The organism is Postechiella marina (genome assembly GCF_039538365.1).
In the GTDB taxonomy this organism is placed as follows: domain Bacteria; phylum Bacteroidota; class Bacteroidia; order Flavobacteriales; family Flavobacteriaceae; genus Postechiella; species Postechiella marina.
In genome coordinates this window covers 446,077-463,748 of sequence record NZ_BAABCA010000005.1, presented here as the reverse complement: position 1 = coordinate 463,748, position 17,672 = coordinate 446,077, and the positions used below count along the sequence as shown (strand labels likewise).

Genomic DNA, 17,672 nt, shown 5'->3' with positions numbered 1-17,672 from the left:
AACCAAAACATGAAAACCATAACTAAATTAGCATTATTTACGCTTGTTATTTGTTTGTTTCAAAACATTCAAGCGCAAACAAGAACAGAAATTAAATATTTATCTGGTACAGATAAAGACCATACCGTAGCATGGGATTTTTATTGTTCAGATGGAATGAATAGTAAAAAATGGACAAAAATTGGTGTGCCTTCTTGTTGGGAATTACAAGGTTTTGGAAACTATAATTACGGTCGAGATTACAAAGTAAAAAAAGAATATCACGACGAGCATGGTTTGTACAAACACAAATTTAATGTGCCTGCGAATTGGAAAAACAATGAAGTAAAAATTGTGTTTGAAGGTGTTATGACCGACTGTGAGGTAAAAATAAATGGCAAATTAGCAGGCGAAATTCACCAAGGTGCTTTTTATGAATTTAAGTACGCTGTTTCTAAGCTTCTTAAATATGGCGAAGAAAATTTACTAGAGGTTAAGGTGAATAAAATGTCTGCTAACAAATCTATAAATTCTGCTGAACGAAATACAGATTTCTGGATTTTTGGCGGTATTTTTCGTCCGGTGTATTTAGAAATTTTGCCAAAGCAGTTTATAGAACGTGTTGCTATTGATGCACAAGCAAATGGAAACATTAAGGCAGATATTTTTACAGCATCAAAAAAAGCAAGTTCGGTAAAAGCTAAACTTCTTAACTTAAATGGCGAGTTGGTTCAAGAATTAACTAACATAAGTATTGAAAATAAAGAAGGTAAAATATCACTTTCAACTCAAGCAAATAATATAAAAACTTGGAACCCTGAAAGTCCCAATTTGTATCAACTTCAAATAGATTTATTAGATAAGAAAGGAAATCAATTACATAGCCTTACAAAACGCATAGGTTTCCGTACCGTAGAAATTCGAGAAAGTGATGGTATTTATGTTAATGGCCAGCAAATTAAGTTTAAGGGTATAAATCATCATTCTTTTTACCCAGAATCTGGTAGAACAACTTCAAAAGCATTAAGTATTGAGCATGTAAAAATGATAAAGGACATGAACATGAATGCGGTACGTATGTCTCATTATCCGCCAGACACTCATTTTTTAGAGGCTTGCGATTCTTTGGGGTTATTTGTACTCGATGAGCTTTGTACGTGGCATACGCCTTACTTAGACACCAAGGTAGGAAAGAAATTGATAAAAGAGCTTATAGTAAGAGATGTTAACCATCCATCTATCGTAATTTGGGATAACGGAAATGAAACAGGTTGGAATACCGAATTGGATGATGAATTTGCTAAATGGGACATTCAAAAACGTGAGGTGATTCACCCTTGGGGAATTTTTAGAAAAACAAACACATTTCATTATTTGCCTTACCATACGTTTGCAAATGATGGTTATGCAAAAGATAAAATCTATTTTCCAACCGAGTTTTTACATGGTTTATATGATGGCGGACATGGCGCAGGTATAGAAGAATATTGGGAAAGAATGTATTCAGACCATATGTCTGCTGGAGGTTTTTTATGGGTTTTTGCAGATGAAGCAGTAGTTAGAACAGATAAAAACGGTGTGTTAGATGCCGATGGAAACCACGCTCCAGATGGTATTGTGGGACCTTATGGCGAAAAAGAAGGCAGTTATTTTACAGTAAAAGAAGTATGGTCTCCTATTCATATAAAAAAACGATATATTCGAGAAGGTTTTAATGGCATGTTCAAGGTAGAAAACCGTTATCACTTTACAAATTTAGATGCTTGTACTATGCGAGCAAAATGGGTTAAGTTTGATGGTCCAAAAGGTTCTGCAGAAGAACAGGTGATTTCTGAAAGCCTCGTGAAACTACCTTCAATAGCACCAGAGCATAAAGGAAAATTTCATGTTAATTTACCGCAAAACTGGACTGATGCAGATGCTCTTTATTTAACAGCTACAGACCAACATGGTATGGAATTATTTACTTGGTCTTATCCTGTTAAACTTCCTAAGGCTTACAATAAAAACAAAATAATTTATTCCGGAAACGCAGAAATAACAACTAGCACTGACGATTCTCAAATTAATGTTTCAACAAAAGATTTAGAATTAACATTTTCTGCTAAAACAGGCTTAATTGAGAAGGTTGTTAAAAATGGCGTTTTAATTCCGTTATCAAATGGTCCTATTCTTTTAGATAGTAAAAATGAAGTCGATCATGTTTCTGTAACAAATTCTAAAGAAAAGGTTGAAATAAAGGCGCTTATGAAAGCCAAAAGAAAATATTGGGATTGGGAAGATAATGACCAGATGATTCAGGAATATTTGAAATGGACTATTCATTCTAATGGGTTAGTCGATTTAAATGTAGGTATGCGTAGCACTAGAAAAACAACAGGATTTAAAGGTGTTACATTTTCTTTTCCCGAAAAAGAAGTAGCAGGAATGAAATGGTTGGGAGATGGGCCATACAGGGTTTGGCGTAACCGCATGAAAGGAACAAAATTAAAGGTTTGGGAAAACGATTATAACAACACAATTACAGGGCAGTCTGGATATGTGTACCCAGAATTTAAAGGGTATTTCTCTAGTTTATATTGGGCAAAAATTCGTGGTAACAATAATAACGGTTTTAGTGTGTACAACCATAATACACATACTTTTTTACGTATGCTTACGCCAGATAAACCTACAGAAGCATTAAGAGGATCGGACGATACGAAATGGCCAAGTGGAGATATTTCTTTTGTTAAAAACATTTCACCTATAGGAACTAAGTTTAAGGAAATTGGAGAAATGGGGCCTACTAGTAATAAAGAAATGATTTTCGGTAACGATGACGAAATGATTAAAATTGACTTAACCTTTGATTTCTAGGTTTTTACGAAAATGGAAGAAAAGTCAAATTAAGGTTATGTAAAGAGGTTTAAATAACTTGTAATGATTTTTAAAAATATATTATGAAAGCAAAATATGTAGTATTAACCATTATAGGTGCCATTTTATTGGGAGCTATGGGGTTTAATGTTAAAGTAGATACCAATACTAATGAAAAACAACAAAAACCTAATATTCTTTGGATTGTTACAGACGACCATCGTTACGATGCAGTAAGAGCATTTAATAAGATATTACACAATAGAGAAATGAGTGAACTTGGTTACGTAGAATCGCCAAGTATAGATAAGTTAACAGAAATGGGAACAACGTTTATAAACACGTATTGTCATTCTGCAGTGTGTGCACCTTCTCGATCGGCAATGCACCTAGGGCGTTATCCTTGGCATTCTGGAGTTTATCAATTTGAATATTACAACAATACACCAGAACATTTCAAGCCAACCTTACCAGAGCAAATGGCTAGTGAAGGCTACCAAACGTTTCATGTTGGTAAATTGGGCGTACGTTTAAAAACACTTGAAAACGGTAAAACTAAAGCACATCAAATTTATCAAAACGATATTAGTTTTAAAAAAATGCATAAAGAAGGTCTTACAGACTGGGGTAAAGATTGGTTTCGTTCCATTGATGGAGAAAAGTTAGAAAGACCATTGCAAAGTGCAGAATTTCTTGTAGAACCAGATGGTACATTTTTGTATGCCTCTTTAGATTTAGAAGCGCAAAGACCAAAGTATAAAGGCATGACGGAGGCAATGAATAAGAAATACGATATTTTTCGTCACTACAACGATAAAAAAGGAAAGCACCCTGATAAAGGTATGATACTTTCTGGTGTTAGTCCGCAACCAGCAGGAAAAAACAGAGATGGACAATACAATATCGTTTTAAAAGATTATTTAAACAATAAAAATGAGAAGTTTACGGTAGGTTCTCAAACGGTAAAAGGCATTGATCCAGATAAGCCCTTATTTGTGCATTTAGGGTATAACTTTCCGCATACACCAGTATTACCTCCTGCAGATTATAGAGCTCGTTTTCAAAAGAAAAATTATAAAGTACCTGTATTAACTAAAGAAGAGTTAAAACTGATTCCGAAGCAAATTAAAGGCTTTTTTAACCACGGTGGATCTGACCATTTTACAGATGAAGAAAAACAAAAAATGATTCAGGATTATTATGCGTTCTGTGCCTATGGAGATGCTTTAGTTGGTGAAGCTGTAGATGGTTTTATTACCTATAGCGAATCTAAAAATCAACCCTGGACGGTTGTGTATGTACACGGAGATCATGGTTGGAAGTTAAATGAACACGGAGCGGTTTCTAAATGTACACCTTGGGATATAGATAGCCACAACCCAATTGTTATTGTGTCTTCAGATAAAAAGAAATTTCCTGCAGGAAAAGTGGTTGATAATTATGCAGAGTTTGTAGATATAGCGCCCACAATTTTAGCCGATGGTGGAGCTAATTTAAAATCTGAAAAGTATGCGTATTTAGATGGTATGGATATGGCAAACATAGCTAATGGAACTGCGCCTGTACGAGATTATATTATTGGCGAAAGTCATGCAGCAACAGGGCCACGAGCTTATATAAGAACTAAAGAGTATGTGTTTTCTATGCAAATTCGACCTAGAAAAACTAAAAAAGGAGAAAATATTAAATGGGCAATAAATGCACCTTACGAAAATATAGACGCTAGCTTGTACCACACCACAAAAGACCCTAAAGAAATTAACAATGTAGCCTTTAAAAAAGCGTACAGAAAGATTGCTAATAAAATGAGAGACAAGCTTACATCTATTGTTTTAGGCGATGATCGTGTAGAAATTGATTGGGAAAAATGGGGAACAGGAACTAAAACATTTCATAGCAATTTTGCTCCAGGTGCTCATGATTATAAGTTAAATTTAAAATAATAAAAATGAAGTTTAAAATACTTTCTGTCATGTGCTCTTTGGTAGTTTCATGTCATGCTTTTGCTAAAGAATACCATGTAAATGGAGCTAATACATCTAAAGGAAATGGATCTATTGAAAATCCGTTTCAAACAATAGCACAAGCTTCAAAAGTATTGAAAGCAGGAGATGTTTGTTATATTCATGAAGGTACATATTACGAAAATATTTCACCTAAAAATTCAGGCACTAAAAAGAAGCCCATCATTTTTACAAGGTATAAAGATGATATTGTCATAATATCGGCTACAAAGCCTATAGCAAATTGGGAACCGTATTCTGGAAACATTTACAAAGCAAATAACGTAAATATGGTTTTGGGCGATGGTAATAATGTTTATTACAATCATAAAAAAATGCAAATTGCACGTTGGCCAAATGATAGTGATGATAATGAATATTCTCTAGACGCTAAATTTATTGATAAAACCAAAGGAACTTGGTCAATGTCATACATCAGTAATTTAGAAATCCCGAATATAGATTGGACAGGTGGAATTATCCATTATTTGGGTGCACATAGTGGCTGCAGTTGGGAACGAGCCATTACAAATTATACTCCAAATTTACATCGCGTTCATTTTAAAACCTTACCAGATAAGTGGCCTTTTGGAAAAACACATAGCCCGCAAAGGTTAGAGAATGGGCATCGTGGTATTTTTTATTTAATGAATAAGTTAGAAGTATTAGATGCTCCAAACGAATGGTTCTACGACAAACAAACCAAAACACTCTATTTTTATGCGCCTAATGGCGAAAAACCAACTAAAGATATCGTTGAAGTTGCTACTAGAAGTCATACTGCTCAAATCTACAAAAACCATATTCATGTAAAAGGTCTTAACTTTTTTGGAGGGATGATAACCATAAAAGGAAATCATAACAAAATAACCAATTGCATGGTAAAACATGGTGCAGAAAAACTAATAACCAATTTAAACGGTGCAGCACTAAAAGATGCAGCTATCCAGGTGTTAGAAGGGTATCATAACAGTATAGAAAAATGTGTTTTAGAACACGGTACTTTAAATGGTTTATATCTTGATAGAGATGCAGAAAACACAACGGTAAAAAATAATATTGTACAATATTTTAACACCATTGGTATACACGCACATTTATTAAACAGCTCTGGGGCTCGAAATAAAATTATTAGAAATTCATTTTATGGCTCTGCAAGAGATGGTGTTAAAGTTACCGGAGATGATAGTGAGTTTGCTTACAATCATGTGCAAAAGTGTTTAATTTCTGGAGCCGATGGAGGCTTGTTTTATGTTACCGGAAGAAGTATTCCTAAAAACATAGAAGTGCATCATAACTGGTTTCATGATGCGTATTCAGATGATAATCATGCTGGTAAAAAAGCAACTGGTATTTATTTAGATAATAATGCTGCTGGTTACATAGTGCACCACAATGTAGTTTGGGATGTTGAGTGGGCAGGATTACATTTTAATTGGAACGCCATAAAAAATGAAATTTATAACAATACATTTTGGAATGTAGGTAAGCCTGAAGAAGCAGTAATAAATTCTTGGGTGCCAAAGAGAAATGGTGTTCAAACCAATGTAGAAGATAATATTTTATATAATAATTTTTCTGATGTGCGCCCTTGGTGGGATTCTGGAGATGGAAAAAAATATAGAGTTGACGAGAAAGAATTTAAAGGAAAAGAAGCCGATAACGATTTTAAAAATAACGAACAATACGCTAAACGTCCTTTTTTAGTTGAAGAAGGTAAGTTGTTTATGCCTTTTAAAGATGCTTCGGTAATTGATAAAGGTTTAAAAATTAAAAACATCACGAACAATACTAAAGGAAAAGCACCAGATTTAGGCGCTTATGAATTTGGTGGACAAGCTTGGGTTCCTGGAGTAAACTGGACACCTAAACATTTTGCATGGACGCCAGGTAGTGATTATAAAAAATTAAACACATCATCTCTAAAATAACACACTAAACTAACTAATATGAAAAAGTACCTATTAAGCATCGTAGCATGTTCTACCATATTGTTTTCTTGTCAAGAAAAGCAAGCAGAAACTGTAACTAAAAGTGAAGAATCAGTAAAAGAAGAATTTCCTTTTTTTATCCCATCAGAAAAACCAAATAGACCACTAAGTGCTGCTGTAGAGCGTAATTACGATGCGTATTCGTCTATTCGTCCAGAGCAAAACGAATTATATACGCAGTTTAAATATACAGAGTTAAAAGGCTTCGATTATAATGGAGGCGACGGAACAATAACGCGACGTGATCCTTCAAAAGTTATCTTCGAAAATGGAAAATATTACGTTTGGTACACAGGAAGAAAATCGCCTGTAAAACCCGTAGGTATGTCTAGAGCTAAAGAAGCAACCGATGTTATTCCTTCTGCAGATTGGGATTTGTCCGACATTTGGTATGCTACTTCAGAAGACGGTTTTACATGGAAAGAAGAAGGCATTGCAGTGCCTAGACCTCCAAAACCAGAGGCAGGTTGGCGTTCTGTTACCACCACAGATATTTTAAAATTTAAAGGTAAATACTATTTGTATTTTCAAGCTTTTATGGAAGCTAGTGGTTTACGTGGCGATTTTTGCCCTGTTTCTGTGGCTTGGGCCGATTCTCCTGATGGACCTTGGACGCATACAGGTAAAATTGTAATTCCAAACGGGCCAGAAGGTTCTTGGGATCAATACTCCATTCACGATCCATATCCATTAGTACACGATGGAAAAATATACTTGTATTACAAAGGTGATTTTGATAAGCGTCCAGAACTAAAACCATCTAAAATAAGAATGCAAGGATTGGCTATTGCCGAAGATCCGTTAGGCCCTTTTACAAAACATCCTTTAAACCCAGTTATTAATTCAGGTCACGAAACAACGTTGTTTCCGTTTAAAAAAGGTGTTGCAGCTATTGTGCAACGCGATGGGCAAGAACATAACACCATTCAGTATGCCGAAGATTGGGTAAATTTCGAAATTGCCTCTATTACAGAATTATTACCTGTAGCAGCTGGTCCATTTATACCAGATGCTTTTACAGACACCAAAAATGGTAGAGGTATTACTTGGGGTATTTCTCATTTTATTAATGCTGGCGGTAATTGGAGACACTCGATACTTACACGTTTTGATTGTGATTTAAGTTTGGATGTCGATGATCAAAAAATGAAAGATCACCATTATAATTATAGCCCAGAGTTTCATTATACACATGGGTTAAGTGGCGAGCAACGTAAAAGAAACGAAGCCGAAACCAATAAGTTAAAAGCTAAATAATTTTAGATCATGTTATAAATGATAAATGCACCTTTTCTATTTAAAATATTAAAATTAGCTACGTTCTGTTTATTAATGAGTGTTAATGTGGTTTGTTTTGCACAAGAAGCTGTTCAAATAGTAGTTAAGTTAAACACAAACCATGTGGTTAATGGAATTGGTGAGTTTGATAGGGAAAAATACATAACTGTTCATGCCGATTTAAAAGCGTCAGATTGGGGAGGAGATAATGTTATGCCTAATCTTAGAAGCGATTTTCTAGAAAAGTACGATGTTTATTTAGGTCGGGAATCTGGCGGATTAAGTGGTGCGCTTAAAAAAGAGACTTATCAAGATGATAAACGCCCTGGGTATCCAGATATTTCTAAAATGCGAGAATCTGCGAAAAGAAATATTAAAACTTATAAATGGAAAAAGGAAACGCAAGGGTTTGAGTATTTAGAAAACCGAACGAATAACATGTTGGTTGTATCTCAATTTCATCCGTTTTGGCCAGATGGAAATAAAAACAAATTAGGTTTAGCGTTGTCTCAAGACGATACTACTAAAAATCCATTTGGAACAGCATCTGGCGAATTCGCTGCAACATATATTAAAGAATATTATGGAGGAGAGGGAGAACCTCGACCTAAATATATGGAAGTTATAAACGAACCCGATTGGGACTTAATTCCTTCAAAAGATGCAGGTAATCAAGATGTAGAATTAGAAGCTATTGGTAAATTAGCAAAATTCCATTCTACCGTAGCTAAAAAAGTAAAGGCAGAAAATCCAGATGTGTTGGTTGGTGGTTTTACTTGTGCTTTTCCTTATTTTGAAATGTACGATTTTAAACGTTGGGAATATAGATGGAAGCATTTTATAGACTTGACAGGAGATGATATGGATTTTTGGTCGTTTCATCTTTACGATTTTCCTTGTAAGGTAGAAAGAGAAGGCAATGTGGTACAACGATGGCGAAAAGGCAGTAATATTGAAGCTACTTTAGATATGTTGGAGCAATATGCTATGATGAAGTTTGGAAAACTAAAACCACTTATTATCACAGAATATTCGGTGCAGGCGCACGAAATTAAGTTCGATCCGTGGACACCTTACCGAGATTGGCTGTATGTTAAAAGTGCGAATTCTATGTTAATAACGTTTATGGATCATCCGCAAAGCGTAGCTCTAGCAATTCCTTTTTTTACACTTAAAAGTGAATGGGGAAGAAAAGAACATCCAAGCGGCAACCCCTACAGAAGTCGTTTGCTTCGTCAGCAGTTTGAAGCAGAAGGCGAAGAAGGAGATAAGTGGGTGTATACAGACTTTATTAAATTTTATCAGCTATGGGCAGATGTAAAAGGTAAACGTTTAGACATTCAGGATAATAATTTAGATATACAAACCGATGCTTATGTGCACAAAAACAAAGTGTATATAATTGCTAATAACCTACTGCCAGAAAAAAACATTTTAAATATTGATTTACAGGGTAGTAATGACAATCCGTTGGTTAGTATAAAAAAGAAGCATTATCATTTAATAAATGGTGAAGCAGGTGTTATTGATGAAGCAGTTTATGCAACAAATAAAAGCATAGAAATAGCAGAAGAAGCTACAGTAATTTTAGAGTATACTTTCAAGAAAAAAAATAAATTAACTCACAAAACCGAAGAGATTAAATATTACGCTAAGGAGTATTATAAACAAATAAAAGGAGGCGATAACAATGTTTTTACTTTTAATCAACTGCAAATAGATACAGAAAGTAAAGCTGTTTTACGAGTTAGTATAGCACGCGATCATGGTCAAGAATTAAAACCTTTAATTACTATAAACGAAACAGAAATTAAGGTTCCAGATAACTACCAAGGCGAACCACAAACTTATCGCAATAGGTTTTATGGCACATTAGAAATTCCTGTAGATACAAGTTTACTAAAAGAAAATAATAAAATAAATGTATTGTTTAATACAGATGGTGGCCAAATAGCTAGTGTTACCATGCGTGTTTTTAATAGAAATAAAAAATAATTATGAAGAAATATAGCTTGCTTTTTGGTGTCATTTTAAGTTGTCTTTTTAGTAATATTAGAGGGCAAGAAAAACCAAATATTTTATGGATAATTACAGACGATCATAGGGCAGATGCCTTAAATTGTTTTAATAAAGCTACCACGGGAAAAGCAGAAAGTGCATTAGGTTACGTGTCTTCTCCAAACATAGACGCTTTAGCATCAGAAGGCGTATTGTTTGTAAATGCATTTACTAATTCTCCTGCTTGCGGACCTTCAAGAGGTGCCATGATAACAGGAAGATACCCTTTTAGAAACGGACATTATGCTTTCGAACAAACCCACCAAGAACCAGATTTTGTAACACCTACTGTGCCTCAAATATTAAGAAAGCAAGGATATAGAACTGCTGTTTTTGGAAAAGAAGATTCGTATATCTATGGTTGGAAAGGAAAACAAGGTTTTCATCCTTCTGGAATTTACGATTACAAAGTACACTTTAAACATGATTTACAAGCAAACGGTCTTGGCGATTTGTATACTAAAAGTAATTATGAATACATTAATGGTTCTAGAAGAAAAACAGGAAGTAAAGAGAGTGTAGTTTATAAAGATGGTACAGAGAAAAGTTATGTAATTTACAGAAAAGGGAAAGGGTTAACAGCAGAAGAGATAGCAACAAAAAAGGCAGTAGATAAGGAGTTTGATATACTTAGGGCTTATACGCAAGGTATGAAAGATTTGATTTATGGAGGCCAAAACCCGCAACCAGCAAATAAAACTGTAGATGCTAATATTTTAGCAGAGTTTAAAAATTATTTAAATAATCAAGATACTCCGTTTAAAACACTATGGGGTAAAACAGTACAAGGCGCTAATTCTAGTAAGCCTCAAATGGTTAGTCTAGGTTTTCACTTACCTCATACGCCTGTATTGCCTCCAAAACAATTTAGAGATCAGTTTAAAAATAAAAAATATAAAATACCAGATTATGATGAGGCTGAAGCTTCGAAACTTCCAGAGCAGCTAAAAAAAATATTAAGAGGCATGAAAATTCACGACATGAAAGCTAGAGATAAGCAGCAAGCTATTCAAGATTATTATGCTTTTTGTGCTTTTGGCGATTATTTAATTGGAGACGCTGTAAAAACCTTTAAAAACTATTGTAAAAAGAATAATCAAGAATTCTTAATTGTTTTTACGGTTGGCGATCATGGTTGGCAGCTAGGTGAGCAAGGAATAGAATCTAAATTTGGCCCTTGGGATAAATCCATTCACAACGCAGCTATTGTGGTCTCTTCAGATAAAATAAAATATCCAGAAGGTAAGATCAATAAAAATGCAGTCGAGTTTGTAGATTTTGCACCAACTATACTAGATGCTGCAGGAGTAAATGTAGAAAATGAGGAATATAAGTTTCTAGATGGTTTTGTTTTAGATGATGTTATGAACGGAACAAATAAGAGAGATTATATTTTAGGAGAAATGAATTTGGTATGTGGACCTCGTGCTTATATAAGAACAAAAGATTTTGCTTTTTCTATGCAAACAAGACCAAATAGAAAAGAACCTAGAGGTTTTGAAATGAATAAAAATATAGAGTGGGCCTTAACTTGTGATATTAACGATATAAGTCCTGCATTATACGATTTAAGAAAGGATCCGTTGGAAAGAAACAATGTGGCAGAAAACAAAGCATACAAAGAGTTAGTTAATTTATTTAGAAAAAAACTAGGGCAAATTGTTTTAGGTGATGGTCGCGTAGAATGCGATTGGTCTAAACAAAATAGTTACGCCATTAGTAATTTTGCGCGTGGTTCCGATGATAAAAAAATGAAGATTCCTTTGGCTATAATTCCTAAAATTTAAGGTTCCAAAAAAGTTGTTTGCATGGTAACTGTTAATAGTTATTTGGTTTAAATGTAGCTATGTGTTAAGATTTTGGCTACAAGTACATTAAACTTGTTATATATAAAAATAATCAAATAAGAAGCAAATATTAAAGTGTTGCTAATTAATTCAGTTTAAATAAAAAGATAAAACATTAATAGTAAAATGAAAATAAATAAATATAAGTGTATGTTTTTAACTGTTGCAATAGCAGCGGTAAGTTGTGTTAGTAATAAAGAAATTGGACAAAAAAGTTTGACCAATAAAAAAAGCTATACTGCAAATCATGAATCATTAAAAACTCACAAAGCTGCACCAGAATGGTTTGCAGATGCTAAATTAGGTATGTATTTTCATTGGGGGCCATACAGTGTACCTGCTTATGGTAGTGCTTGGTACCCTCACAATATGTATAAAGATAGAGGTGCTATTCGTAGACATCACGAGAAAACTTATGGTAGTATTTATGAGTTTGGTTACGAAGATTTTATTCCTATGTTTAAAGCAGAACATTTTGATCCAGAAGATTGGGCCGAATTGTTTAAAAATACAGGAGCTAAATTTGCTGGGCCTGTAGCGCAGCATCATGATGGTTTTGCCATGTGGGATAGCGAAGTAAACCCATGGAATGCTTCAGATATGGGACCCAAACGCGATATTTTAGGAGACATTTTCAAATCCTTAGAAAAAAGAGGTCTAAAAACCATAGCAACGTTTCATCATGCACGTAATGGACAACGAAATGCTAATAAACCAGAAGCATGGAAAACAGCTTACGATAGCCATTATGTATATCATCCAGATTTGCCAACATCAACTACAGACCCTAAATTGCGTAAGTTGTTTGGTAATTTTGAAACCATAGGTGAGTTTAATCAATACTGGTTAGATCAAGTTGTTGAGGTTGTAGATAAATATAGTCCAGATATTTTATGGTACGACTCATGGTTAAATTTAATTCCAGAGGATAAAAAATTAGAAATGGTTGCTCATCATTTTAATAATGGAATTAAACATAACAAAGAAGTAGTAACAGCTCACAAGCAAGAAGATTTATCTTTAGATTATAGTATTCTAGATTACGAACAAGGTGGACGAAGAGATTCTTGGCCAACACCTTGGATGACAGATATTACACTTGGTAAAAGTCGTTGGATGTATGTAGAAGGGCACCCTTATAAAACAGCAGATTTAGTTATTCGTAATATGATTGATGTTTGGAGTAAAAATGGTGTAGTGCTTTTAAATGTTTCTCCAAGAGCAGATGGTGTTATAAACCAAGAGCAGCGTAGTGTTTTAAAAGAAATTGGAGATTGGATGAAAGTACATGGAGAAGCAGTTTACGGTACAAGACCACATATTATTTTTGGTTATGGAACAGCCAGTGCAGGAGATGGACATCATGGTGGGCAATCTGCGACGGTAAACTATACAGCTAACGATGTACGTTTTACGGTAGCAAAAGATAAAAAGGCAATGTATGTATTCTTTTTAGGTAAGCCAGAACCCGGAAAACGAATTTCTATGCGAGCAATAGGCGGTTATCACCGTAACATTGCGCCATCGCCAATTAAAAAGATATCTCTATTAGGGGCAGATGTTGAGGTTGATTGGGAGTTAACTTCAGGAGATTTCTTTTTAACCATGCCAAATGTAGATATGAATAATCTAGCTACAGTTTTTAAATTCGAGTTAGAGTAGAGTTATAAATTAGCAACATAATCTTCTAGACTGTCTGCTCGTTCTAAACCAATTTTTTTACGTATTCTAGATCTAGAAATATGTACACTATGTGGTTCTATGTTTAGTATTCTAGCCATTTCTTTAGTGGAGAATTTTAGCTTTATTAGTGCTAAATGTTTTTGCTCTGTAGGAGTGCAATTAGGGTGTTTTTCTTTAAGTCTGTTATAAAAATCAGAATTAACTTCGGTAAAACGAAGGTTAAATTCATCCCATAAATCTTCAGCGCCTTTTTTATATTTATTGTTAAGCGATTTGTATGAAGAAGGCGATTTTTCTTTTAAAACCTTTAGCAATTCGTCTATAGCACTATCTTTATCTATAAGCTGCAAGGCATAAGCAGTAAGCTCTTTACTTTTAAGTTCTATTTTTGCTTTACTTCTTTCTTTTTGAATTTTAGATTGTAATTCTGTTTCAGTCTTATCTAGTAATGTTTTCTTTAGTTTTAGTCGCATTCTAGACATAAGTATCATACCTACAGCTAAAAGAATAACTAAAAAGATAATTATTTTTAACCAGAATTGTGTTTGTTCGTTCTTTTCAATGATATTATTTTTTTGCTCTAATAAAGAGTCTTTTTTTCTAATAGATTCTAAATACGTATTTTTTATTTCGAAAAGCTCGTTATAAACCCTGTTTTTAATTTCTGATAAACTGTCTTTTATCCTATTTTCAGCAATTATGAGTTTATATGCTTTCTTTGGTTTGTTTTTTAAATAGTAAAGATTTGATAGTTTGTTTAAGATATATGGAGACATTGATTTGTTGGCGTTTGATGTCTTTATGTTTTTTAAACTATTCTCGAAATAATAAATAGCACTATCGTATTCTTTTGTATTTGTTTTTAATTCGCCTAAAGAGTAATATATTCTTGTTTTAAACTTAGAGTTGTTTTCTAAAGACTTCTTTTTTACCTGATTTAAAAGTTGAGCTGCTTCAGTGGTTTTTTCTAATTTCATAAGTAAAAAACCACGTTCTACCTGGGCTGCAAGTAAACTGTAACTGGTATTTTTAATCATTTTATCAGTAAAAATACAAGAGTCAATGTATTTTAAAGCTTCATCATAATTTCCAGATTGGCGTTCGCGAGCTGCCAAGTTTAAATAGTTGGCATTTAGTTGATGGCTGTCTTGATTGTTTTTAGATGTTATTTTTTTTGAGTAATTTAAAGCTTGCTGAAGGTGAAATAGAGATTCTTTATCCTTATTAAAATTATCGTATAAGTAAGACAGTTTTCTATTAATTATAGCTTTATACGAATAATTGTCGGTTTCTTTAACTAAATATTGTGCTTGCCATAAATGCTCGAAAGACAAACTAAGTTTTCCTAATTCTTTTTGAATGTCCGAAAGGTTTACAAGACAAAGCAGTGTTTTATCTAAATCCTTTTTTTTGCTAAAATAAGAATAACATTTTGTAAGTCTATCATAAGATTTTTCAGGAAATAAAGAGCGTTCTCTAATAGCTGTTTTAGATGTTTTAGTGTAATAGGTTGTTGAGTCAATGTTTTTTTTGCTTTCTTTTTTTTGAGAATAACAATTAGAGTAAGCTAGACAAAATATAAACAAATTAAATATTAAAACTCTGTTTATTAGGTTTTTATGTTTTGTCTTGTGCATATGTGTATTTTTGTAGCAATATACTTTTTTGGTTCTACAATATAAGTAAAAACTATACATTGTATAATGTTTGTGTATGTTTTTTTAGACGTCAAAAGATGCTATTTACGTATTTTTGGTAATACGTCTTCTTATAATTTTATAAAAATAGAAGATTTATTTATTCTTAGTTAATAATCCCGTATTTTTAAGAATAAGCAACTAACTAAACTATATAAAAAATAATGAAAAACATTTTCGTATTATTAGGCCTTGTGTTCGTTTTATTTTCGTGTGAAAACAAAGAGACAACGATAAAAGAAGCTAAACAAGAAAAACCTATAAAAGATTTTCCGCATCAACTACCAAAGCAAAAACCTAATATGCAGCTTAGTCGTGCATTAAATAGATTGTACGATGCGTATCCTGCACCAAAACCTCAAGAAAACGAATTGTTTTCGCAGTTTAAATATACAGATGTAAAAGGTTTCGATTATAATAATCATGATGGAACAATAAGTAGAAGAGATCCTTCAAAAGTAATTAAGCACAATGGTAAATATTATGTTTGGTATACTTATAGAAACACACCAACACCACCACGAGGAGCAGCTGCAAGTTCAGATGTTATACCTTCGTCTGATTGGGATTTAGCAGAAATTTGGTATGCCACTAGTAATGATGGTTTTAATTGGGAAGAGCAAGGTGTTGCAATTAAACGACCAGAAAAACCTATTGTTGGCTGGAGAGCTGTTACAACTACAGATATTTTAGAGTGGAAAGGTAAGTATTATTTATACTATCAAGGTTTTATGGAGGCTAGTGGTAAGCGTGGAGACGATTGCCCTGTGGCTGTGTCTTATGCCGATTCTCCAGATGGACCTTGGACACCGTATAATAAAATTGTAATTCCAAATGGAGGTGAAGGCGCTTGGGATCAATACTCAATTCACGACCCATATCCTTTAGTTTATAAAGGTAAAATTTATTTATATTATAAATCAGATTTTGGTAAAAAAGGAGACTGGATAAGAATGCAAGGTTTAGCCACTGCAGATAATCCTTTAGGTCCTTTTACAAAACACCCATTAAACCCTGTAATTTCTTCTGGGCACGAAACCTCTTTATTTCCTTTTAAAACAGGTATTGCTGCAATGGTTTATAAAGATGGTAACGAGCATAATACCATACAATATGCCGAAGATGGTGTTAATTTCGAAATAGCTTCAATTACAGAAATGATGCCTTACGCAGGAGCACCATACGTTCCTGATGCCTTTGCAGATACTAAGGATGGTAGAGGTATTACATGGGGAATGGCTCACTTTATTTCTTTAGGAGGAAAAGGTCAATTTCACTCTATGCTAACAAGATTTGATTGCGATTTAAGTCAAGATTTACACGATCCAGAAATGAAGGAGCCTAGAGTAAAATATACACCAGAAGATTATTTTAAACGTAGTTTAAGTAAAAAACAGCGTAACCGTATAGATAAAGAAAATAATGTCCTTAAATAAGTAATGATGTATTATTATGAATAAGAGACTCTGTTGTACGCTTTTGCTAGTGTTTACAGTGGTTTTTATTGCTTTTTCTCAGAAAAATATAGGAAGTCAAGCATGGACATTTAAAGATTATTCTTTAGAAGAAACTTTAGAGAAAATATCTGCTTTAGGCTTAAAGAAAATAGAGATGTTTCCTAAACAAAGATTTAGCAGGGTAGATAGTACTTTAACAAGTTATAAAATGCCCAAAAGTCAGCTTGTAAAACTTAAGGCTTTGCTTAAAAAGTATAAGGTAAAAGTGGTGAGTTATGGTGTTATTTCTTTGAAAAAAGAGAAGGATTGGATTCACCTTTTCGAATTCGCTAAGGACATGAAAATTAAAACCATAATTACAGAGCCAGCTCAAGATCAAATAGCAACAATAGATAAATTGTGTAAGCAATACAAAATTTATGCTTCTATACATAATCATGCCAAGCCTAAAAGGCACTGGTGGAATCCTGCTAACGTAAAACAAGGCTTAATAGGTAGGAGTAAATATTTAGGTGTTTGCGCAGATGTGGGGCATTGGAAACGGTCTAATTTAGATGTTACTGCATCCCTAAAACTATTAAAAGGAAAAATAACCGAGCTGCATATTAAAGATGTTAATAAACCAAGTTCTAAAGGGAAACCAGTTCCTTTAGGGACTGGTATTATTAATTGGGAAAACGTTTTTAACGAATTAAATAGGCAAAAATTTAAAGGCAATTACATTATAGAGCATACAGCAAAAAAGTCTGTTTTAATAAAAGAGTTACAGCATAATATAGCATTTTTAAAAACTTATATTAAATAAAAAAACAACCAACCA

General features: G+C 33.5%; 10 protein-coding genes. 9 read left to right on the top strand and 1 reads right to left on the bottom strand.

All coding sequences use genetic code 11. The annotated features are described in order from the left end of the window. Positions 1 to 9: 9 nt before the first annotated feature. The 7 genes from ABD715_RS13410 (at position 10) to ABD715_RS13380 (ending at position 13,677) form a co-directional block, all read left to right on the top strand. A complete protein-coding gene (locus ABD715_RS13410; protein ID WP_344788787.1) occupies positions 10 to 2,838 on the top strand; it encodes a glycoside hydrolase family 2 protein in 2,829 nt (942 codons plus the stop codon). A gap of 83 nt (positions 2,839 to 2,921) precedes the next feature. Next, positions 2,922 to 4,781, top strand: coding sequence for a sulfatase-like hydrolase/transferase (locus ABD715_RS13405; protein WP_344788786.1), 1,860 nt, complete (start codon positions 2,922 to 2,924; stop codon positions 4,779 to 4,781). A 5-nt stretch (positions 4,782 to 4,786) separates the two neighbouring features. Continuing rightward, positions 4,787 to 6,772 carry a right-handed parallel beta-helix repeat-containing protein gene (locus tag ABD715_RS13400; RefSeq protein ID WP_344788785.1) on the top strand — a complete coding sequence of 662 codons (1,986 nt, stop codon included), beginning with the start codon at positions 4,787 to 4,789 and terminating at the stop codon, positions 6,770 to 6,772. A gap of 18 nt (positions 6,773 to 6,790) precedes the next feature. Beyond that, positions 6,791 to 8,089, top strand: a complete 1,299-nt coding sequence (locus ABD715_RS13395) for a glycoside hydrolase family 117 protein (protein ID WP_344788784.1) — start codon at positions 6,791 to 6,793, stop codon at positions 8,087 to 8,089. 18 nt (positions 8,090 to 8,107) lie between these two features. Further along, complete coding sequence (locus tag ABD715_RS13390) at positions 8,108 to 10,105, top strand: hypothetical protein (protein WP_344788782.1); 1,998 nt, start codon at positions 8,108 to 8,110, stop codon at positions 10,103 to 10,105. A gap of 2 nt (positions 10,106 to 10,107) precedes the next feature. Next, on the top strand, positions 10,108 to 11,955 hold the full coding sequence (locus ABD715_RS13385) for a sulfatase-like hydrolase/transferase (RefSeq protein ID WP_344788781.1): 1,848 nt from the start codon (positions 10,108 to 10,110) through the stop codon (positions 11,953 to 11,955). A gap of 186 nt (positions 11,956 to 12,141) precedes the next feature. Next, a complete protein-coding gene (locus tag ABD715_RS13380) occupies positions 12,142 to 13,677 on the top strand; it encodes an alpha-L-fucosidase (protein WP_344788780.1) in 1,536 nt (511 codons plus the stop codon). 2 nt (positions 13,678 to 13,679) lie between these two features. Here the strand turns inward: ABD715_RS13380 and ABD715_RS13375 are convergent, their stop codons facing one another. Then, positions 13,680 to 15,335: a tetratricopeptide repeat protein gene (locus ABD715_RS13375; protein WP_344788779.1), complete on the bottom strand. Its 1,656-nt coding sequence runs from the start codon at positions 15,333 to 15,335 to the stop codon at positions 13,680 to 13,682. Positions 15,336 to 15,559: 224 nt separating this feature from the next. On the opposite strand from ABD715_RS13375, the gene ABD715_RS13370 reads away from it, so the two are divergent. After that, positions 15,560 to 16,831, top strand: a complete 1,272-nt coding sequence (locus tag ABD715_RS13370; protein WP_344788778.1) for a glycoside hydrolase family 117 protein — start codon at positions 15,560 to 15,562, stop codon at positions 16,829 to 16,831. Between the two features lie 16 nt (positions 16,832 to 16,847). Next, positions 16,848 to 17,657: a sugar phosphate isomerase/epimerase family protein gene (locus ABD715_RS13365; protein ID WP_344788777.1), complete on the top strand. Its 810-nt coding sequence runs from the start codon at positions 16,848 to 16,850 to the stop codon at positions 17,655 to 17,657. The last annotated feature ends 15 nt before the right edge of the window (positions 17,658 to 17,672 follow it).